Origin of the sequence: Leptospira koniambonensis (genome assembly GCF_004769555.1) — a bacterium.
Lineage (GTDB): Bacteria > Spirochaetota > Leptospiria > Leptospirales > Leptospiraceae > Leptospira_B > Leptospira_B koniambonensis.
Genome location: NZ_RQFY01000001.1, coordinates 579,985 through 601,995 on the forward strand (window position 1 = coordinate 579,985; position 22,011 = coordinate 601,995).

The 22,011-nt window shown below is 38.7% G+C and carries 12 protein-coding genes; 9 read left to right on the top strand and 3 right to left on the bottom strand.

Translation table 11 applies throughout. The annotated features are described in order from the left end of the window. Nucleotides 1-26: 26 nt before the first annotated feature. On the top strand, nucleotides 27-989 hold the full coding sequence (locus tag EHQ52_RS02645; protein WP_135613733.1) for a lipin/Ned1/Smp2 family protein: 963 nt from the start codon (nucleotides 27-29) through the stop codon (nucleotides 987-989). A gap of 252 nt (nucleotides 990-1,241) precedes the next feature. After that, the gene (locus EHQ52_RS02650; protein WP_135613734.1) at nucleotides 1,242-1,979 is read left to right on the top strand and encodes an MBL fold metallo-hydrolase; all 738 of its coding nucleotides are present in this window, start codon (nucleotides 1,242-1,244) and stop codon (nucleotides 1,977-1,979) included. 13 nt (nucleotides 1,980-1,992) lie between these two features. Here the strand turns inward: EHQ52_RS02650 and EHQ52_RS02655 are convergent, their stop codons facing one another. Further along, nucleotides 1,993-3,558 (bottom strand): helix-turn-helix domain-containing protein, encoded by a 1,566-nt coding sequence (locus EHQ52_RS02655; protein ID WP_135613735.1) that lies wholly within the window; start codon nucleotides 3,556-3,558, stop codon nucleotides 1,993-1,995. 85 nt (nucleotides 3,559-3,643) lie between these two features. On the opposite strand from EHQ52_RS02655, the gene EHQ52_RS02660 reads away from it, so the two are divergent. The 3 genes from EHQ52_RS02660 to EHQ52_RS02670 are packed head-to-tail and all read left to right on the top strand — an operon-like array spanning nucleotide 3,644 to nucleotide 9,713. Next, the gene (locus EHQ52_RS02660) at nucleotides 3,644-6,889 is read left to right on the top strand and encodes an efflux RND transporter permease subunit (RefSeq protein ID WP_135613736.1); all 3,246 of its coding nucleotides are present in this window, start codon (nucleotides 3,644-3,646) and stop codon (nucleotides 6,887-6,889) included. Further along, complete coding sequence (locus EHQ52_RS02665) at nucleotides 6,886-8,100, top strand: efflux RND transporter periplasmic adaptor subunit (RefSeq protein ID WP_135613737.1); 1,215 nt, start codon at nucleotides 6,886-6,888, stop codon at nucleotides 8,098-8,100. Before EHQ52_RS02660 ends, EHQ52_RS02665 begins: the two co-directional genes overlap by 4 nt. Then, on the top strand, nucleotides 8,097-9,713 hold the full coding sequence (locus EHQ52_RS02670) for an efflux transporter outer membrane subunit (protein ID WP_135613738.1): 1,617 nt from the start codon (nucleotides 8,097-8,099) through the stop codon (nucleotides 9,711-9,713). The genes EHQ52_RS02665 and EHQ52_RS02670 overlap by 4 nt, the downstream gene beginning before the upstream one ends. A gap of 32 nt (nucleotides 9,714-9,745) precedes the next feature. Here EHQ52_RS02670 and EHQ52_RS02675 read toward each other — a convergent pair whose 3' ends face one another. Further along, complete coding sequence (locus tag EHQ52_RS02675) at nucleotides 9,746-11,344, bottom strand: Na+/H+ antiporter (RefSeq protein WP_135613739.1); 1,599 nt, start codon at nucleotides 11,342-11,344, stop codon at nucleotides 9,746-9,748. A 108-nt stretch (nucleotides 11,345-11,452) separates the two neighbouring features. Between EHQ52_RS02675 and EHQ52_RS02680 the strand changes: the two genes are divergently transcribed. Next, nucleotides 11,453-12,748, top strand: a complete 1,296-nt coding sequence (locus EHQ52_RS02680; protein WP_244244769.1) for a phospholipase C/P1 nuclease family protein — start codon at nucleotides 11,453-11,455, stop codon at nucleotides 12,746-12,748. Between the two features lie 67 nt (nucleotides 12,749-12,815). On the opposite strand, the gene EHQ52_RS02685 is transcribed toward EHQ52_RS02680, so the two are convergent. Then, nucleotides 12,816-16,268 carry an adenylate/guanylate cyclase domain-containing protein gene (locus EHQ52_RS02685; RefSeq protein ID WP_167492154.1) on the bottom strand — a complete coding sequence of 1,151 codons (3,453 nt, stop codon included), beginning with the start codon at nucleotides 16,266-16,268 and terminating at the stop codon, nucleotides 12,816-12,818. 253 nt (nucleotides 16,269-16,521) lie between these two features. Here EHQ52_RS02685 and EHQ52_RS02690 point away from each other — a divergent pair, with 253 nt between their 5' ends. The 3 genes from EHQ52_RS02690 to EHQ52_RS02700 all read left to right on the top strand — a co-directional run bounded on the left by EHQ52_RS02690 (nucleotide 16,522) and on the right by EHQ52_RS02700 (nucleotide 21,934). Then, the gene (locus EHQ52_RS02690; RefSeq protein ID WP_135613741.1) at nucleotides 16,522-18,144 is read left to right on the top strand and encodes a 7TM diverse intracellular signaling domain-containing protein; all 1,623 of its coding nucleotides are present in this window, start codon (nucleotides 16,522-16,524) and stop codon (nucleotides 18,142-18,144) included. A 172-nt stretch (nucleotides 18,145-18,316) separates the two neighbouring features. Next, nucleotides 18,317-19,339 (top strand): VOC family protein, encoded by a 1,023-nt coding sequence (locus tag EHQ52_RS02695; protein WP_244244770.1) that lies wholly within the window; start codon nucleotides 18,317-18,319, stop codon nucleotides 19,337-19,339. Nucleotides 19,340-19,645: 306 nt separating this feature from the next. Next, nucleotides 19,646-21,934 carry a glycoside hydrolase family 5 protein gene (locus tag EHQ52_RS02700; protein ID WP_135613742.1) on the top strand — a complete coding sequence of 763 codons (2,289 nt, stop codon included), beginning with the start codon at nucleotides 19,646-19,648 and terminating at the stop codon, nucleotides 21,932-21,934. The last annotated feature ends 77 nt before the right edge of the window (nucleotides 21,935-22,011 follow it).

A 22,011-nucleotide genomic window follows, 5' to 3' on the forward strand; every position in this document is an offset into this window, starting at 1 on the left:
GATGAAAAAAATATTTGGAGATCCCTATGCGATTCTTTTTGTTAGCACTATGCTTAACCGCGTTCTCGATGGGCGTTTGGGCAGATTGTCCGGACTATACCACTCCTTCTAACCCACCTACCTTTTCAAAACCTACCAAAAGAAGTTTTCGAAATTTCGGAAATACGATTTTAGCGGGTTTATATGTACCTTATCATATGGTTTACGATACGATCGTAAAATCAGGATCGAATGCAACTATGGTTGGTAAATTTGATTATGATGCAGTATTTCATAAAGATTTGGAAAATGAATACATTCACGTTTATATCTACGGAACTGCGATGAGTGGCTGGACTTATGTTGGTCGTTATACCACAAATGGTGATGGTAAGATCACTGCGAACTTAGGTATTCGTGCAACTGGCGACTATATTGTTCGTATGGTGGTAGAAGGTGATCTATCTAGTGCTGACGGTTATTTAACTGTGGCTGATCCTGGTCGCCAAACTGTTCTATTCGATGTGGATGGAACCTTGACCACAAATGATTTCGAAGCTCTTGCAGATTATGCAGGTATCAAAATTGCGGACGCATATTATTATGCTCCGGAAACCGTGAATGCATATCGTAACAAAGGATATCAGATCGTTTATTTAACTGGTCGTCCTTATTGGAATACAAAGGATACTCGTGAATGGTTCCCTCTAAAAGGAATGAAATCTTGGCATTACCATCCTAGTTCCGATTATTTAGGCGCGAATGTGCAAGCTTACAAAACTGATTATATCAACTATTTGCGTAATACAGTTGGCCTGGATATTATCCGTGCTTACGGAAATGCAAGTACTGATATCGCTGCATATGCAGCAGGCGGTATTCCAAAAGCGGATACATGGATCATAGGAGAAAATGCAGGCAAAGAAGGGACTCAATCTATTACTGGAAATTATTCTCTTCATTATAATACTGTAGTAGCTAGTACTCCTCAAGCTTCTTCCTGTTATTAAAATTAAGGAAAATATCTCCCTCATTCGTGGGAGATATTTTCCTTATTACAAATCAGATTCAGGAAATTAATTTAAGAGAAGTATAAACTATATTGACCCTCGGTCGATCACCATACTTATCTTTACAAACCACAAAACGAGAAATAGTCTGGCTCTCCGGATCTATTTAGTTTCCAAACATTTTGGAAAAGAATAGATCAAAAATTAGGAGAACTTATGCAATCCATTCAAAATGTTTTTCTCAATAAGAGAATGATTACGGCCCTTGTCCTTGCTTTTACACTCGCCTACTGTGCAACAGTAGAGCCAAAACCTAAAATCGAGATCCCAAGTTCTAAAACTTCTATCCAAATCCAGCCAATTTTTCATGGAAGTTTAGTTCTGACAATTGGCGAGAAAACAATCTATGTAGATCCTTCTTGGGGAGGAGAGAAATATAAGGATCAGAAAAAACCAGACCTGGTCTTAATCACTGATATTCACCCGGATCATATGGATCTGAAAACTTTAGGAGAGATCGCTACTAAGGAAACCCAGATCATTGCTCCAGAAGCAGTTGCGAAAGAAGCAAAAGAATATACCAATATCACTCGTTTAAAGAACGGACAAGCTACCTCAGTAGGTGATATTAATATATCTGCTATTCCTATGTATAATATTACCAAAGAACATTTGGATAAACATACTAAAGGAAGAGGAAATGGTTATCTCATCAAGTTTGGCGGAAAGACCATCTACATTTCCGGTGATACTGAAGATATTAAAGAAATGAGATCTTTGAAAAATATTGACATCGCATTTCTTTGTATGAACCAACCTTATACCATGACTGTTGAAAAAGCAGCAGACGCAGTGAAAGACTTTAAACCTAAGGTTGTGTATCCATACCACTACCGTGGTAAAGACGGACTAAGCGATACTGAAAAGTTTAAAGCGCTTGTAAAAGAGTCCAGCCCTTCTACACAAGTTGAATTGATCAACTGGTATTGATCCCAACACCGAATCATTTCCCCTCAGGATCAGGCGAAGCTGATTTTTTGAATTCCTGAGGGGTCTGTCCCGTATACTTTTTAAAAGAATCGTAGAAGGACGACTTAGATTGAAAACCCACAGAAAAAGCAAGATCCAGTATATTTGCAGAAGGATCAGTCAAAATAATTCGTTTAGCCTCTTCTATCCTATATTTCTTAAGCAGATCTGGAAAAGAAATATTCAAGACTTGGTTTAGAAGTTCTGAAACCTGATGCACAGATAAACCTAAAACCGCAGCAAGATCACTGATCCTCAATTCTTCTTCTAAATAGATCTTATCCTCATCTAAAAGTTTATTCAATCGAGCTAATGTAATATCAACATTGATACCAATGATCTGGGATTTTTTCTTTCCAGATATATCCGAAGATGTCTTATCTATTTGGAAATTCTTAAGTTCTTCTCTTCTTAATGAAATCTCATGTTCCAATTCTCTGATCCTTGTTCGAACTGAGCGGCTGGTCAGGAATATGTTTACCGGGACGAAGAATGCTATGAAAAATAAGAAACTTTTCCCGTCGAAGGAAAAGAATGCCTTATATGAAATGATATTTAATACTTCTATCGCAAGTAATGAGAACATCCCAAACACAAACCAACGAGTCTGGATTGTCTTTCTTTTTGTAGCAACCAAACTAAGAATGATCGCTGTCCCAGTCACAGCCAAATAGAAAATAGTAAAAGAACGAGAAATAAACTGCCTTGGAAATTGAGTAAAACTTAAAGCGATCATGATCGCAGTCAGAATATTCACTACATTATAAAAGTACCAAACTGGTTTGAAATTCTGTCTGATCTTTAAAAAATGAGAAACCCAAAGAGTTCCTGAAATGATCAGAGAGCCTATCATGATCTTCTTCCCTAAAGAAAGAGGGAAACCAAACCCTGGAAATAGATACCTGGAAGCTATCCCAGACACGAATAAAAATGTAAGACCTATACCAAAAGAAAATAAGATCTGATACAAGATCCATTTGGAACGAAGTCGAATATAAGAATTGATCAGATAAGCGATCTGAACGATCACAAGTGCAAGAAGTGAAAATACAATCCCTGAATACACAGTGGAAATGGAATATAACTCTTCTGCGCTTACTAAACGAACCTCTGAGAGTATATAATTCCTAGACTGTATCCTAATATTGATCTCTTGGCTTTCTTCCAGGAATTTCCTGAGAGGAAAAACAGGGAAAATCCCAGGGATCAGCCATTCGTCCACAGGATGAATAAAACCTGCCTGTAAACAATCTCCTTTTAGATCGCAAACTCGAACTGAATCCAGCAGACTCCAAGGAAAGATCAAAAATTCTGTCTTAGATTCCTCTGGCAAATTACCAATTCTAAAACGCAAATCGATCGGTTCCGGATAAAATCCCCAATCAAGCAAAACTGAAAAGTCATCTATCTGCTTCCAATGAGTTTGATCAGAGTCCAGGATGCGAAGATGCCCTACCTTCTTCTCATCCCCTTGGGAATAGACCTGGGCAGAAATCCCTAAAATCAGGACACAAATCAAAAATACTTTTATTCTAGACATATTGATCATTCAAGAATCCTGTCCAAACTTATAAACCGGGACGATTTTCTCCACCTTAAATGCTACTAATATATGAGGAAACAAAATGAATGAAATCGTTCTCATTGCTCTAAAAAGACCCTACACCTTCGTGGTCCTCGCTATTCTAATCCTGTTCTTCGGGATACAATCTATTTTCAAGGCCCCTACAGATGTTTTTCCAAACATCAAGATACCGGTGATTTCGGTAGTATGGGGATACCAAGGTATGCTTCCTGAAGATGTTGCAGGAAGGATCACCTACTTTTTTGAAAGAGCATTAACTAGTACTGTAGAAGGGATCAAGAGTATCAATAGCAGATCCTATTACGGAAGTAGTATTATCAATATCGAATTGCAACCTCATACAGACCTTGCGGGTGCAGAAGCGGAGGTGGCTGCGATTTCGCAGACAGTAGTCACGTCCTTGCCCCCGGATATTTCTCCTCCTATGATCATGAGGTTGGAGGCGTCTTCTGTTCCGGTTGCGATGCTCCAAGTTACATCCGAGAAGATGACTCCTGCGGAACTTTATAACCTCGCATTCATGAGGATACGTTCTCTACTCGTTACCATCCCTGGCGCAATCATTCCTCAGCCTTATGGAGGAACTCCTATGCAATTGCTTGTCTCCCTAGACAAACAAAAACTTTTGTCTAGGAACTTATCTCCTATGGATGTATTCAAAGCGTTTAATGAACAAAGCGCTGTATTACCTGCGGGAGACCAGAAGATCGGCAAGACTGACTGGATGGTAATGACAAATGCAATCCCAATCCATGTAGAAGATTTTAATAATATTCCAATCAAGAGAGTTGGGAATAGCACATTCTTCATGAGAGACGTTGCAAGCGTTGCACTCGGCGGCCCTCCTCAATTGAACTCAGTTCTCGTGGATGGAAAACAATCCGTACTAATTGTTGTAATGAAAAGTGGTGATGCATCCACTCTGGATGTGGTAGACGGAATTCGTAAGACCATGCCAAGGATCAAAGAGATCTCTCCGGACGATGTAGAGATCAAACTATTAAACGACGCTTCCGTATTCGTTAAGGATTCTATTGAGAATGTTGTTCACGAAATGGTATTGGCTGCGGCTCTTACTGGACTTGTGGTATTACTCTTTTTAGGTTCTTGGAGAGCGACTACGATTATCGCTACTTCTATTCCTCTTTCTCTTTTAAGTTCCATTATCGGCCTTCATTTGATTGGAGAATCTATCAATGTAATGACCTTAGGAGGTCTGGCCTTAGCCGTGGGTATCCTTGTGGATGATGCCACAGTGATGATCGAGAATATAGACACTCATATTGAAATGGGTAAACCATTGGAGACAGCGATCATTGATGCTGCGAACGAGATTGTAATTCCAACATTCGTAGCAACTCTTGCGATAGTTATCGTATGGTTCCCTCTATTTCAATTGAGTGGGGTTTCCGGTTGGTTATTCAAGCCAATGGCAGAAGCGGTGGCACTCGCAATGATCGCTTCCTTCATTCTTTCCAGGACACTTGTTCCGACCATGGCGAAATATTTGCTAACTGCTCACCATTCTCCAGATCACGGTAAACATGGATCCCATTCAAAAGCAGCAGCAAAACATATTCCTTATACTACTCCTAAGAAAACAAACTCTCGCTTTGCTTTCCTTACTGAATGGATAGATTTCTTAATACGTTTTCAAAAAGGATTCGAACGTAACTTCACTGAATTCAGAGAACGTTATTATATTCTTCTACAGAAAGTAATAGCGGATCGTAAAAGATTTGTGAAGATATTCTTAGCGATAGCAACCGGATCTCTTATTCTATTCTACATGAATGGTAGAGACTTCTTCCCTGAGATCAAGGCTGGAACCTTACAGATGCATATGCGTGCACCTTTGGGAACCAGGATAGAAGTTTCCGGAAGGATCGCCACTTTGGTTTCGGAAGATATTAAAAAATTACTTCCGGGAAAAGTAGAAAGTGTTTTGAGTAACTGTGGTCTTCCAGTTGGACCCCATAACCTTGCATTCATTCCTACCCCTACAATCGGTTCTCAAGATTGCGACTTAACTATTTCATTAAAGGATGAGGAATCTCCTGTTTGGGAATATAGACAAACTCTTAGAAAAGGATTGAATGAATTGTACCCAGGAACTGTATTCACATTCCAACCTGCGGACTTAACTTCAAAAATTTTAAACTTCGGCTCACCTTCTCCAATTGATATTCAGATCAATGGAATGGATTTAGAGAAGAACTTCGAATTCGCTCAAAAACTTCAGGGTAAACTGAAAACGATTCCAGGCGCAGCAGATGTTGTGATCCAACAAACTATGAGCACTCCTACTCTTCTTGTAGATGGAAATAGAAGTTTAGGGATCAACGTTGATCTTCCTATGAAATCAGTTGCAGAAAATATGTTACTCGCAACTTCGGGAAGCCAGCAGATAGACCAAGAGTATTGGATGGATCGTAAAACCGGTCTTTCTTATCAGATCAATATCTATGTGCCTCAGCCTCAGATGAGAAGAACGGAAGATTTACTTACTGTTCCTGTCAATCGAGGAGACTTGCAGGATAATACAGAAAATGGAATACAACTCTTAGGTAACGTTGCCAATATAACTCCAACAGGAACTCCAGGTTTAGTAACTCACCAAAACCTTTTACCTCTCATAGACGTGTACGTTTCTGCAGAAGGTAGAGACTTAGGAGGAGTTTTGAGTGACGCCCAAAAGATCATGGACTCAATGAAAAGCGAACTTCCGAGAGGAGCCGCAATTGAGATCCTTGGCCAGGCAGACACAATGAGAAGCGCCTACATAGAATTAATAGGTGGTCTTTTTGTAGCAATTCTTCTGGTTTATCTTTTGATCGTAGTAAACTTCCAGTCTTGGACAGATCCATTCATTATCATTACTGCATTGCCTGGCGCATTAGCAGGGATTGCTTGGTCTCTATTTCTAACACGCACATATATCTCAGTGCCTGCATTAACTGGAGCAATCATGTGTATGGGAACTGCAACTGCAAACTCTATATTAGTAGTTTCTTATGCAAGGGACCGTTTAGAAGTTCATGGGGATGCCGTGAGAGCCGCAATTGAAGCGGGATATTCCAGGATTAGACCAGTTCTTATGACTGCTTCCGCAATGATCATAGGAATGGTTCCTATGTCCATAAGTAACTCTCAAAATGCTCCACTCGGTAGAGCAGTGATCGGAGGACTTGCTGTTGCTACTTTCGCAACACTATTCTTCGTGCCTTGTATCTATGCGATCATCTATAATAACCGTGCAAAAATTCAAAAGGAAAGTTCCAAATGATCCCAACAGTACCTAAAAAGAAACTTGTAACACTATCTTCAATCTCATTCGGAGTTATATTCCTGTGCTATATATTCTACCAACAGATACATAGCGCAGAAGAATTCAAAAGGGAAGCCTTGGAAGCATCTATTCCAAATGTTTCTGTAGTAAATCCTACACCTCCCAACCCTCTGGAGACAATCACTCTTCCGGGAACAGTTCGTGCATGGTATGAGGCAGTCATCTATGCTCAGGTTCCTGGTTACGTTAAGATGTGGTATAAAGATTATGGAGCAGAAGTGAAAGAAGGAGACGTACTTGCCCGTATTAAGGTCCCTGCTTTGGATGCAGAATATGCACAAGCAGAAGCAGATTTAGATTCTCAAAAAGCAAAATACAAACTGGCAGCAGTTACTGCGGATAGATATCTAGCATTAAGAAGTTCTCATGCAGTTTCAGAACAGTCTATCTCCGTAGCGGTAGCTGATAAAAACTCAGAAGAAGCAAAAATGAAATCTGCAGAGAAGAATGTGGATAAGTATAGGGCCAGGATCAATTTCAAAACGATAGTCGCTCCTTTTAATGGAGTGGTGATCCAAAGAAATATAAACGTGGGTGATTACGTAACACAAGAAGGTAATATCGATGATAGCAAAACACCTTCTAACCTATTTACTGTAGCAGATATTCATAGAATGCGTCTATTCGTTTCTGTTCCTGGAACCTTCGCTTATTTATTGAAGCCTGGATTAACTGCAGAACTCACAGTACAACAATTCCCTAACCGAAAATTTGTAGCAAACTTCCTTACTCTTTCTAAAGGGTTCGATCTAAATATGAGAACTGTAATTGCAGAATTCACTATAGATAATAAGGACAGATCTTTATGGCCGGGTTCTTATGCACAAGTGACTCTTACTGCACCTGTTAAAAAAGATCTTTTAACAATCCCTTCCAGCTCTTTGGTCTTTGATGAAAATGGCACCCAAGTTGCAACTGTCACCGAAGACAATAAGGTACATTTCAAACCAATCACTGTGAATAAGATCATAGATTCTATTATAGAAGTAAGAGATGGAGTTAGCACAAACGATAGAATTGTGAATAACCCTTCTGCTTCTTTATTGGAAGGTGATCAAGTTAGAGTGGTAGAACCAAGAAACGGATATTCGGATATGAATTCTTCTAAAAAAGAAGATACAAAACATCAGCCAGTAGCATCCAAATGAACCCATCTCAAAAAAAATACAAAACAAAAGAGAGGAACATCGTCTTAGGACGATGGATCTCACTTTTACCATTGGCAGTCTTATTGGTTTCTTGTTTGAATGGTCCCGCATTTGATCTTGCTCCTAAGTATCTAAGTCCGGACTATGTGGTCCCTGATTCTTGGAGTGGATCCGGTCCTTTTGTAAAAGCAAATCCTTCTGAAGGAGAAGCGATACAAGCAGATTGGTGGAAACTTTTTAACGATCCTGTATTAAACAAATTAGAAGAACAAGCAATCGCTGCGAACCCAGATCTGCAAGCTGCCGCAGAAAGATTTGTGCAAGCAAGAGATGCAATGCTTAAAGTTCGCTCTCAGTTGATCCCTCATCTTGGAGTTGGGCTAAGCGGTTCCAATAATAGACAATCCGACAATCGACTTTTCAGAGGAGCTGGAGAAGCAAATCAAGAAGGAACGGCATCCTTAGGCGGAATTGCCTCTTGGGAACCTGACTTTTGGTCTTCTATCAGAAATTCTACAAGAGCACAAATTTATAATGCACAATCAGTCGCTGCTGATTTCGCTTTGGCTCGGTTGAGTTTGCAAGCAGAACTTGCCGCTGATTATTTTACTTTTAGAGGTTTGAATGCTCAGGATACAACGTACCGTCAATCCATAGAATTTTATGAGCAATCTTTAAATCTAGTAAATGAAAGATACAAAGGTGGAATCGCACCTGAACTGGATGTGCAGAGAGCACAGTATCTTCTATCCAGCACCCAAGCAAAACGTTTAGATATTCAATCTAAAATGAGAGTCACTGAGAATGCGATTGCGATCTTACTCAATAGAGCTCCTACAGGATTCAGTATCCCTCCAGTAGAAGAGATCCAAGTTGTCGCATTTAAAGTGCCAACTACCCTTCCTTCTACCCTGCTAGAACGTAGACCTGATATTGCTTCGATGGAACGAAAAATGGCAATCGCTAATCGTAATATTGGAATAGCTCGCGCAGCATTCTTTCCTAATATTTCGTTTAGCGCTAATGGAGGATTCGAAGGAGGAGTGAATTTAGTCCAACTTGCAAATAGTTTTTGGTCTTACGGCTCCACAGTTTCTCTTCCAATATTTCAAGGTGGATATCGTAGAGCTCAATTACAACAAGCATGGTCTGCTTATAGAGAAACAGAAGATGTATATCGTTCTACTGTCCTAAACGCTTTTAGAGAAGTGGAGAATGGACTTACAGAAACTACATATATGTCCGAGCAATCCCAAAGACAGGACCAGGCAGTAGAAGCAGCTTCTCAAGTGCAAAACATGACGATGGCTTTGTATAAAGGAGGTTTAAGCAACAGTTTGGAATTGATCTATGCCCAAGTAAATACTCTGGATGCTCGTATAGACGCAATCCTTGTTAAGACTGAATTAAACAGGGCATCTGTCAGATTGATCAGAGCATTAGGTGGCGGTTGGAAAAATACCCAATTACCTGGAGACGATGAGATCCAACCTTTCAATATATTTGATTTTTCTAATTCCAAAAAACCTGATGCAGCTGGTGGAATAGATGTAAATGCTGAAGAGGATAATTCCAAGAATAAGAATTTAACTGCACCTATTCTAGATAAATAATCCAGAGTAGACCATAAGAACCAGAGAAAAAATCAGTCACTTTCTCTGGTTTTAAATTCTTCAATATCAATGAGCGCATGGTATTTACGGATCACTTCTTCGTCGAACCCTGAATCATGATTTAGATCGTTCAAAACATCTCTCTGGAATTGAAGAAGTTCTAAATATACATCTCCATATTCTTTCCTTTCTCCCCTATGGGTTCCAGACATTCCTTTTAGTTCTTCTTCAAAATATCCTAATTCAGTTTTCAAACGGGAAATCAGATTTTTAAGATGTTTATTTTTGTGGGTGCCTGCTTTATTTTTATCTTCTAGATAATGAAGCGACTCTGTTGCTAACTTTTTCTGGATCATCACTTCCTGTCTATGAACAGGAATAGGAGTTTGGAAATCCATTACATTCAATTTTCGAATAAGCCATGGGAGAGTTAGTCCATTAAAGATCATAGTAGTCAAGATCACTATGAATGTGATAAACAAGATCAAATTTCGATACGGAAATGGAGTTTCTCCAATTGTATATAATGGAATAGAAAGTGCTGCCGCAAGTGATACAACTCCTCTGATCCCTGCCCATCCTAAAACAATTGGGATCTTCCAACCAGGATTTACTTCTGTTACTTCTATAAAATTACTCATGATCCGAGTAAAACCAGATGTACAAAGCGCTATAATGACCCTAATGAATACCAAAGCAAATGAGATCAATACTCCATAAAGAATTGCACTCGTTAAACTTATATCCCCTAGTTGATTTACTATAGAAGGAAGTTGTAAACCAATCAGTAAGAATACAAGTCCATTCAGAATAAATACTATACTACTCCAAACATTCTCACCCTGGATACGACTCGCATAACTCAAAAGACCTTGGCGTTTGCTGGAAAGAAGAAGTCCCCCACATACCACAGCCAGAACTCCAGAAACATGAAAATGTTCCGCCAAATAATACATACAATATGGAGTCACAAAAGTTAAAACGATCTCTATACTTGGAGTAAGTGGGAGCCATCGATGGATCCAATAAAATACAAAACCCACTGCCAAACCAATCAATGAACCAGCAATCACTACCCAAACAAAACTGAAAGTTGCTTCTTGGAGATTAAACTGCCCGGTAATCACCGCCGCCAAAGCAAATCTAAACACGATCAAAGAAGAAGCATCATTCAGTAAACTTTCTCCTTCCGCGATGCTTACCACAGATTTAGGAGCCTTCGTCTGTTTCATGATAGTCACAGAAGAAATAGAATCAGGAGGAGAGATAATCCCTCCCAATAAAAATCCTATCGCTAAAGTAAATCCAGGGATCAATGAATTAGAGATAAGAGCAATTACACAAGAAGTGATGATAACAATTGGAAATGCAAAACCTGCAATGATCCTTCTCCATTTCCAAAATTCTTTCCAAGAGATTTGCCAGGCAGCCTCATATAATAAAGGAGGAAGAAATATTAGAAAAACAAGTTCAGGTGTGATCGTAATATTTTGGAAGAATGGAATTGTACTTACGACAAGTCCTCCGATCAAAAGAACAATCGGATAAGCAAGCCCAAGTCGATTGGCAATCACAACCAATCCGAGAATGATCAAAATCAAATAAACGTATTCAACTAGGATATTTTCCATCTGTTCCTGTTTGAGTAATAGATTTAACAGATCATCACGAACCTTTTCTTCTACTCAACAACTTTACAGTTTGAGTTGACTTCTCTTCCTTATCGAAAATACTTTGGTGTGCTCAAATTCAAATATTATTCTAGTCTAATCTGTATCTTCTCCCTTAGTTTGTTTGCTACACCTGCAGAAGCATGGTGGAATCACTTTCTATTCAACCGACCTGCACTCGAAGCTATGCCAGAATTGGTATCTGCTCCTAAGGTAAAAGTAGAATCTCTTGAAGATTTTTTACTTAAAGAACAAGACAAACTCATCCCTCTTATGAGGGATATGGAGAAGGAAGCAAATCTAAATTATGATAAAAAAGCACCTCTTCCTGAAGCGCTCTCATTCAAAGGAGGAGATAGAAAAACAATCCGAAATCATTTCTTAAGAGCACTTAGATTAAATACCGGAACACCGTTAGGTTATTTTTTACAGAATCTTCCAGGGAATCCTTTGCCTGGAAAAAAATCGGACCCGATGACAGTGAGTATTTACGGGAAAAAGGATCTAAAAGAAGATTACGAATTTTATGATATTCGAATAGGCGAGCTTGTAAGTCCACTTGAGGTGCTCGCAACCGCTGGCGACGAGCCAGATTTCGGATTAGATCTAAATCTATTCGAAGATAATGGAGAAAGTTTCGGAAAAGATTATGGTTTTGGAATACAGTCTTTTGGAGATCCAAAGATCTATTATGCAACCCAAGTTCCATTTCATATAGGTTATTATCATGAATCTCCTATTATCTTTGCAGCAGCAGACTTTTTAACACACACCTATCCTAAATATAGAGTATATCAATTCATGACACTCTCTCGTTATGCTTTTGAGACTGGACATACATATTGGGGTTATCGGTTCTTAGGTTGGGGAATGCATTATGTTGTGGATTTAACCCAACCATATCATTCCAGAGTTCTTCCAAATTTTGGGACAATCAGTATGCTTTGGATCAATATAAAAGCAATCCTTGGATTTGAAAACGCCAAGAATGAAGCAATCGAGAGGATTTCCAGCCGCCATACCACCATCGAAAAATACCATTTCAGTACATTAAGAAATGCTTATAGAGCTAAGAATCTAAATCACCCCTTTATAGTAAGCGTAAAACAAACTGATCTGGATAATACTTACGGTAAATATGATAACTCTTATATTGTAGATGTAGTCACAAAACAAAGCTACGATATTTCAGATAAAATTGATACTCTCATAGATGAATCGAATCTATTAAAAGGTTTTTCAGAAGATAAACTATTGCCTGAGATCAATCAAAAGTCATTAGGAGACTTAAACTCTACAATTACGGATCATATGAAAAGTGTAGGTTCTCATATCCGTAATTATGTGAGAAATGGATTGAAATAGAGATTAAATATTTTCAGGCTGATGATTCAAAACAAAAAGGGAAAGCAAAATCAGCCTGAAATTTCGTTCAATAAAACGAAAGATATTTCTCATGAAATATTTTATTAGGGACCTTTCCGTCGGTTAAAGAATACTCTTCTCTAAGCCCTTCTAAAAAATACATCGCCATATAACCCTTGTTCTTAACGGGCACAGTGCCTCGATATTCAGTTTTAAAAAAATCATCCACGAGCTCAAAAGTATTTTGAGAAATATTGACCTTCCCTACTTCTCCACCGGACTCCAAACGTGAAGCAGTATTAACTGCATCTCCCCATACATCAAAAGCAAATTTTTTCTTTCCGATCACGCCTCCTATAACCGGACCCGTATGAATTCCGATCCTCATCTGCCAATATGGTAATCCTAATTGTTTCTTAATTGATTGCATCTGATTCATAAATGCCTGAAGCTCTAAAGCTGCCAAACAAGCATCAATTGCATGGGTCCTATTTTTTGCAGGGATCCCGCCCACACACATATAAGAGTCGCCGATCGTTTTCAATTTTTCCAACTTATAACGATGCACTATTTCATCAAATTGAGTAAAACAACTATCCAACTCTCTAATCAGATCAGATGGGGAAAGTGTTTCTGCGATTTGAGTAAAACCTTTAAAATCAGTAAATAGAATGGTAGCAGATTCGTATAAGATTGGCCTGACTTCTCCTTTTTCTTTTAATTCCTCAGCAATTTCAGAAGGAAGAATATTCAGAAGTAATGAATCTGCTTTTTCGCGGGAAGTCTCCGCTTCAGTGAAAAGATTTTTGATCTGATCATACAAAGAAGCATTATGTAATGCAGTAGTAATTTGTTCGCAGATCCGCATGATCTTATTTCTTGCCTTAACACTTAAACCTATTCTTTTTTCGAAAGCAGTTAAGTTCAAAATTCCTATCACTTCTTGATTCAGCAGTAGAGGGATTTGGAACATTGAGTATAAGTGGCAGTTCTTTGCGATCCTAAGATCTAACTTAGAAAAGCGGACCTTGTTCCCATTGAGTAGATTTGTAAAACCGTTCTCAGATCGTATATCATCTATATATAATGGTTCTTTTTCAGAAAATGTTTGATACATACTTCCGCCAGCTTCGTTTAACGGAATTTCCAAATCGCGAAAGTATTGCATTTCCTTTTCTGTAAGTCCATGCATAGCCGAACCGCCAGAATAGGTTTTTAGCACTCCATTCTCTTTATCTTTGAGTAGTAACCACATAGTGTCCACTGTGGTCTTAGAAACAATATAATCGAATGCAGACTGAAAGACTTGATCCAGGTCCAGTGAAGAATTTAAAATCCTTGCGAACTGATTTAATTCTTCTATTTCTTCCGCAGAATCCTTTGTCTCTTGTAATAAGACTGCATTTTGTACAGCACCTGCAATTTGATCTCCCAATGAAGCTATTTCTTTCAGATCCTTCTGAGTCAGAGATTGGATTTTTGACCAAGTTACGGAAAGAACTCCTAACGTTTTTTCCTGCACTACCAATGGAACATGAAGAACCGATTCCAAATTAAAAGTCCGAACAAGTATCGCATCAAAAGGAGAAGCATCCAACCATTCCGATTTTATTTCTGCCAAATAGATTGGCTTTTGCCTTTTGGATGTCCTTGCAAGAATCCCTCCTTCTAACCCTAGAGGAATCTTAAGATCCGAGATCTTATCCATAATATCCGAATCAGTGTTTGAGATCAGATGATATAATGCTAATGCTTGGTGAGCATCGTTGACCGTAAAGAGAGCAAGTATAGGATTTTCACCAAATCTTAAAGAAATATGATCTTTAACAAATTGTAAAATTTCCGTTAGGTCGCTAGTCGAATTGATCCGCTTAGTAAGTTCAGCGAGGATTTCAGCTTCTTCTCTTGCCCGATCCAATTTTTGCAATAAAAGATCCAACTCAGAAGAAATTGGTCTAGTTAAAAAGAAAGCGAGTTGGTATCCCAAAAGAAGTATAGGAAATAATATTAAAAGAATATAAAGTATCCTTGAGTCTAACGGACTGCTCTTTGGCAAAAAAGGAAACAATAGAAAAGTAAATAATGGGATCAAGGAAAGCGATAAAAGAGAGATCCTATGACTAATCTTAAACGCTTGCTGGGTTTCTAACCTCGTGGATTTTTTTAAAACTCCATAGGCTAGTATTCCAGTTGGAATAATAGTTAAATTCCCAAGAGGATAAATAGGAAATCCTTGGGTTGCAGGAAGATTTAAAAGAAGCATAATACTTCCTACAACTAAAAATAGAATTGCTAAATTACCTAAGAAGTCAGACTCCTTTCTTTTTAATACGGAAATCCATTCTAATAAAACAATCAGGATCCCGATAAAACCTATTGCCCCAAATCCTTGCACAACAGGTCCCGATGCAAGTATCCTACCCCAAGGAAATTCATAATATCCTACGAAGAGCCAAGGAGAAAGAGCGGCTATACTTAATAAAAACACCAAAGTATCAAAAACAGGAAAGTATTTCGGTAAAGGCCTCTTTAGAGCAAGATATGCAAACCGTATATGGATCGAAGGCGCAAGGAAAAAGATTACGTAAGAAATCTGAGTAATCCTAAGACCTATTATAGGATCTGAGATTATATTGATCGCAAGAACAGATACTAGTTGCGCACCATAGATATAAAGAGAGAATGCAGCAATCTGATTTAAGGGAGAAGCAGGATTTGTTCCTCCAACAATAATCCCTAACCAAAAAACCGCCAAAGTAGAAATCAGCGGAATAAAAACCCAATGTATGCTTTGAGATTTGGCCAGTTCTTCAGGGGAAAGCAGATATACAACCGCCCCTGATATTCCCAAGAATAAGAACGCAATGATCGCATTCAAAAAATAAAATAAAGCATTTTTATTAAATAGAAAATCGCTTAAATTAAGAAAATCAGATCTAAATACTCCATACGCGAGTATAAGCATAGGAATAAATGAAAAATTCCCACCAGGGAAAAATGGGATCCCTACAAAACTAGGCAAATTGGAAGCGGTTAAGATGATTAAAAGGTTTTGTGCAAGTAAGAGTGTCTTCTTATTCTTTAAAGAATTATGTTTTAGAAAATGCAGAATACATGGAACACCAAAAAGAAAATAAGAAAAAACTCCAATAATTCCCCAAGGTTTTAAGAAGAAAGTAGAGACAGGATACTTTCCGAATGAATAGAGAATAAAATCTCCAGTGAAGGCCCGATTTAAAACGATTCCCGATAGAGCAAATACGACTGCTCCCCAATTCAACCAAGTTATCCAACGAATGATCCTGTATTTTTTTTCCAGGATCTGATCCAAAATATGGCAACTCATAGGAGTGAATAAAAGAACAATAGGATAAAGGATCGTATTGATCGCTAATAATATACCTTCATTCAGGATGATTGCCCTTAAACCTAAAAGAAGTCCAAGAGTTCCAAAGGAAAGGCAACTGATTGCAAAACTAATTAAAAGGGCTTGAGATCCGTTCTTTTTTGCCCTGATCATGCCTGCGACAAATAACAGAAACCCTACAATGAAAGTTGTGAGCCCAGGAACGGCAAATGGCAACTGGTACCAAAAATACTGAAGGTCGGTCGGATTCGAAGGAATAATTGGCCAAGGATTTTGCGATAGAGCTTCCATATTCGGGACAATATAATAGGCATAAAACATCATCCGTCGTCTGTGGTTATAATTCTGGACATTTATTTCCAATAAGTATTGCTATCTTTTCTTTATCTGAAACAACTCGCCGTGAATGTGGAGATCCTATATAACCTGCCTCCTGGTCTCCTTACTCGCGATAGGCGCTTGTAAGTTGCCAAACCAAGGAGAGAAGGAAACAAATTGTAGCCTTGAGGTTCTACAACTAAGAACGAGTTCAGCTGGAGAAAGGGACCCAAATTCTGCATTTACTCAGGTTTTTGAGGATTTGGGCCAACCAACTATTGATTTTGGATTTACAGACCGTACGATTTGGATAAAACTAAAGAGTAAACCTTTCTCAAATGAAAAAAAATGTTATGCAATACTCGAATGGCCTACTATTACTAATATAGATTTTTTTCTGCAAACTAATACCGGTGAATGGAACTTATACGGCCAGGCTGGATCCATTTTAGAAAGAAGTAAATGGAAAGTTTCATGGTTGGATCATCCGAGCATTCCACTTCTTCAAAATAAAGAAATACTAGTCAGGATCAACACTCGGTCTCTTATTCGTATACCTATCACTATTCTTTCGGAAGAAGAAGCCAGAGATAGAACCAATGACCGCACAATGTTCAGTTCGTTCTATGCTGGGTTCATGCTCGCTATATGTTTGTTCTCTTTATTCTTCTTTTATACCCTCAAAGACCAAATCTATCTTTGGTATGGAGGTTATATATTCTGCGTAACTTTAAACTTTAGCCTGGTATATTCTTCTGCACCTAGGATTATTTGGCCTGAATCTCCTTATTGGATCAATCACGGAATTTTTTTCAGCCAGGCTTTGACATTATTTTTTGGGGTCGCTTTTTTCAGGGAGTTCGTGGATTTGAAAACATTCTTTCCACGCATCGATAAAATTGCCGTAGCTTTACTAATCTTTTCCCTTATAAGCTCCATAGCTTCCGTACTTTCAGATTGGAACCGATTATTTTCGAGAGGATTCTCTCTTATTTATATGATTTGGCTCCCTGCTTTCCTAATCGTCACGATCAGAATGTTAATACAAGGACAAAACCATCTATTGACGTTCATTATCACATGGGGAGCATTTTATTCTGCTGCATTCGTATATATATTATGGATTATGCAAGTTCTGCCTCCTAATCCATTATTCCTTTATCTGCCTGCCTGGGCTCTACCATTGGAAGTTATCTTTTTCGCAGCAAGTATCTACCAAAGATACAAAAATTTAGATTTAGTACGAAAGAAATTAGAAATGGAAATGAAAACCGCGATGGATCGGTTATCGGAATTTTCTATCAACTCAGAAGGATCAAGGATATCAGATCAAAAGAGCTCTAAATATCTTAGAAGTAAGATCCATAATACAAATGTTAATGAGATCTTGGGAGAAATAGAAAGATTATTCACCCAAGAAATGATCTTTAAGGAAGAAAATCTTTCTTTAGCATCTCTTGCTGCTAGGTTAGAATTAAATCCTCACCAGCTTTCGGAAATATGTAATACTCAATTGAATACCACATTTCCGAGACTTTTATCCTATTACAGAATACAACATTCAATCCAACTGCTAAAGGAAAAATCTGAATGGAATATTTTAGAAATTGCTTATGAATCCGGATTCGGTTCCAAAGCGGCGTTCAATGCAGAGTTCAAACGGATAACAGGAAGGACTCCAAAACAATTTAGAATGTTTGAATTTCCTTAATAAAAATTCTTTCTTAAACTAAGGAAAAAATAACACTCTATTATTAGTAACATCCACACCCCATACTCCGCAAGGGGTTACTGCCACTGCTAAAAGGGGTCAGAATCACTTGTTCAGGAGGCACAGTTTTTTCGCTCATACCGGATTCATTCAAGCCTAGAATAGAATACCCATGCTATTCTTAGTATACATGAAGAAGTTTCTGATCGTTCTATTCTCTATACTTTTCTTAATTACTATCTGGTGGATTTTAACTCCTTCTCCCCATGAATATCAAAGGATCCCAAATTCGGATTTTACCTTTGAGACTGTAATTTTCAGAAGTCCAGAGCCAAAACGTCTTGCGGATTTTTACAAAAACGTATTTAAAGCAAAAGAAGCAACGACGGAACAAAGCTGGACCCTCGGAGATCCCCCCTCTTCTGTCATTTCTCTCAGAACTCCTGATTACCAAGAAGAAGGCCCAATATTTACTATATTAAAATCAGAGAAATCGAATCACGGAACACCTGGTGCAAACGACCTGGGTTACGCTCATATATGTTTCGAAACGGATAATGTTCCAGGTCTCATCCAAACAATACAAAAGAACGGAGGAAAGATAGACAGTAGTTTCGAGGATTTGCAAAAAGTTCCTGCAATCTATGGAAAGGATCCGGATGGGAATATAATCGAGATCCATATTCCATTTCCAACTCCTCTTAGCCCAAGCACTATCTTTCGAAGTATAGACTCATTCGTAAGAACCCGCTTTAAGCTAGATCCGCCTGGGATCGATAAGATCCGATTCCTTCACGTAAATATCAATTCCAAGGATTGGGCTAAGGCCCTCTCATTCTATGGCAAGGTATTTGGGACAAATCCTACTGGCTTCGAAAGGGATTATAAGGGAGACTTTATAGAAGACCTAACTGGGATCCAAGGTGTAGAGATCAAAGGTCGCCATCTTCCCCTCCCCGGATATGAGGAAGGGGGCCCTACCTTCGAAATTTTTACTTATAATAATTTCAGCACAAGAGGCCCATTAGATAAATCTGATACTGGAAGAATAGCAGTGGGATTCCGGATTTTGGATTTAAGATCATCAGTAAACAAAGTGCTCGAAGAAGGTGGGATCAAACTAGAAGAACAAGGCAATACGGCGATACTTAAAGATCCAGAAGGAAATCTTATCCTTCTATCCCAGAAAAAATGAAAACCTTAAGCCGATCGGTCCCTCTTGAACACTTGAACAAGTTCTATTCAAATAACAGAACCGCCCTACTGAATATATTATAAATTCATAATGTATGAATGTTTTGCAATATATGGATTTTAAATATATGGACTGTTCGTTCAATATTTTTTATCATAACAAACGCTTTAAAAAGAAAAAACTTCAGATATAAAATAGAATCTTGGAAAAAAATAAACGGTATATAAGTATGTACTGTTTAATATCCCCCACACATATATAAAAACAATCCGTGATTGATTGGGAATTCAATGGAGAGAATTCAAAATGTTTAACAGAAGAAAAATGAAAATTTTTTGTTCTGTTTTGGTGGTCTTTGCTATATTAGCAAGTTGTTCCCCTGAAACGGACCAAGCGTATTTACCTTTCTCACTTCCAAAATCGGCTCAGTCCGCATATCGCTCCGTGATGTCTTTAGCAGTAGCGACCACTCCTCCGGTCGTTCCTCTGAGTACTAACGGTAGATATATCGTGGATTCGAATAATAACCGTTTCAAATTGAAAGCGGTAAATTGGTATGGTGCAAGTGATACCCGTCAGGTAGTGGGAGGACTGGATAAACAACCTATCTCTCATATTATTTCTCTGATCCAGGAATGGGGCTTTAACTCAGTTAGATTACCTTTTTCCAATATAATGCTTCATGATAATAATATCGTTCCGGACCAATATGTGGCAGCTAACCCACAATTTTTCGGAAAGACTGCATTACAGATCTATGATGAAACAGTTGCTGCTTTAACTGCTGCAGGGATCGTAGTTGTATTAAATAACCATACTACCTTCTCAGAATGGTGCTGTGGATTTGACTATAATGGTCAATGGTATCATACAGGATCTTCCTTCGCTTATAACCAAACTCCTGAAATGTGGAAAGCAGATTGGGTGTTCCTCGTAAATCGTTATAAGAATAATAAGTTAGTTGCTGCTGCGGATCTTAGAAACGAAGTTCGCACCCAACGTTTTAACGATACTCATTTACCGAATAGCCCTAACTGGGGTTGGAATAATATAGACGATTGGCGTAAGGCTGCTGGCGAAGCTGGAAATGATATCTTACGAGCAAACCCAGACATGGTAATCGTTGTCGAAGGTATCAACTGGTGGGGAGCGATCCCAATCTTAGGTTCAGGAGAACGTCCTCACTTAAAACCTGTTAGAGATCTTCAAGTCCATATTCGTAATGTAAACAAACTGGTGTATGCCGCTCATAACTACGGATTTATCGGACCTAAACATAACGGTGACGATGCTACTTCCGGCGGAAATATCAAATACAAGGATATGGATCTAAATACATTCAGAAACACTATCACAGACGAATGGGGATATGTAACTGATCCAGACGCAGTTACTACGGCTCCTGTTTGGGTAAGTGAATTCGGAGCTTCTCCAGGGGAAACAAATCCTGCAGATAGAGAATGGCTCAAAAGACTTGTGGATTATTTAATTGAGAAGGATCTTGATTTCGCATTCTGGCCTCTGAACGGAGAGGACGAATGGGGACTTGTAACTTCTGACTGGTCTCAAACCAAAAGAGGAAATTGGCGTGATGAGCATATGGATCGCCTTCTTGCTTTCAATGGTAAGACTGGATCTGTTGCATATGTAGATCATTTGACTAAGATAGGATTTAACGGTGTAGATGATAACGTAAGTACTATCGATAATGATTGGTTATCAGGTGCAAACAAAGGAACCTGTCCGGATGGAGAACGTCTATTAGGATTAAGCCGTGACCAAAGAGCACTTTGTAGTGATACAAAATATGGAAAACTTTGGCATGCAGACCGTGCGACTAACGTGCAAGCAGTCTATGAAACCACTACTCGTTACCATGGAACAGGAGATTGGGCAGGCGGATTTACAAAATACGAATGTCCTAATGACTATTATGTTGCAGGAGCAACTAAACACTCTTGGGGAACAAGTGGTATCCTTTGTGCTCATAGTAAGGTCCCTCTTGCTAACTCTTGCCGCACAATCTGGTTCGACAGAGGAGACAGCCGTTCTTCTCAACGCGGAGGAGATTGGGCTCCAGGTTCTTACAAAGGACAATGTGCTGATACTGAATACGTAGCTGGAGTTGCTCAAAGAGATGGAGGAGGAGCTGCACTACTTTGTTGTGCTTCTCCATTGAGCGGAGAATTACCTTTAGTGTATAAGGCAAAAAATCTTTCTCACCGCATTGGATTCGCAGAAGGTGATGCTTGGGTTGTTACCACAGCTGATCATTGGGCAGACCATATGATATATGGACCTTATGATAGAGGTCGCTGGGGAACTGGGAACAAACGAGCAGTATTCCGCATGTTAGTAGATGTTACTAACGCGAATAATGATAAGGTTGTGACCATAGATGTTTACGATGGCCAAGAAGTATTAGCAAGAAGAGACGTATACAGACATGAGTTTGTAGGTCCAGGCCAATACACTAACTTCTCATTAGATTTTAATATAGCACCTGATAAAGCAGATCGTCCTATGGAAGTTCGTGCTTGGTGGTTTGATACTTCTTATGTGAAGACTGAGAATGTAACCATTCAAAATAGATAATCTTATACTAAGTAGATCTTACTTGGTATAAGATAATTCGAAAAAGCCGGCTCATATGAGTCGGCTTTTTTATTTTA

Coding starts and splice junctions, on each gene's coding strand:
- EHQ52_RS02685 (WP_167492154.1), bottom strand. CDS start 16,268: ATGATCAGGGCAAAAAAGAACGGATCTCAAGCCCTTTTAATTAGTTTT.
- EHQ52_RS02655 (WP_135613735.1), bottom strand. CDS start 3,558: ATGTCTAGAATAAAAGTATTTTTGATTTGTGTCCTGATTTTAGGGATT.
- EHQ52_RS02650 (WP_135613734.1), top strand. CDS start 1,242: ATGATTACGGCCCTTGTCCTTGCTTTTACACTCGCCTACTGTGCAACA.
- EHQ52_RS02695 (WP_244244770.1), top strand. CDS start 18,317: ATGCTATTCTTAGTATACATGAAGAAGTTTCTGATCGTTCTATTCTCT.
- EHQ52_RS02675 (WP_135613739.1), bottom strand. CDS start 11,344: ATGGAAAATATCCTAGTTGAATACGTTTATTTGATTTTGATCATTCTC.
- EHQ52_RS02690 (WP_135613741.1), top strand. CDS start 16,522: ATGTGGAGATCCTATATAACCTGCCTCCTGGTCTCCTTACTCGCGATA.
- EHQ52_RS02670 (WP_135613738.1), top strand. CDS start 8,097: ATGAACCCATCTCAAAAAAAATACAAAACAAAAGAGAGGAACATCGTC.
- EHQ52_RS02665 (WP_135613737.1), top strand. CDS start 6,886: ATGATCCCAACAGTACCTAAAAAGAAACTTGTAACACTATCTTCAATC.
- EHQ52_RS02645 (WP_135613733.1), top strand. CDS start 27: ATGCGATTCTTTTTGTTAGCACTATGCTTAACCGCGTTCTCGATGGGC.
- EHQ52_RS02700 (WP_135613742.1), top strand. CDS start 19,646: ATGTTTAACAGAAGAAAAATGAAAATTTTTTGTTCTGTTTTGGTGGTC.
- EHQ52_RS02660 (WP_135613736.1), top strand. CDS start 3,644: ATGAATGAAATCGTTCTCATTGCTCTAAAAAGACCCTACACCTTCGTG.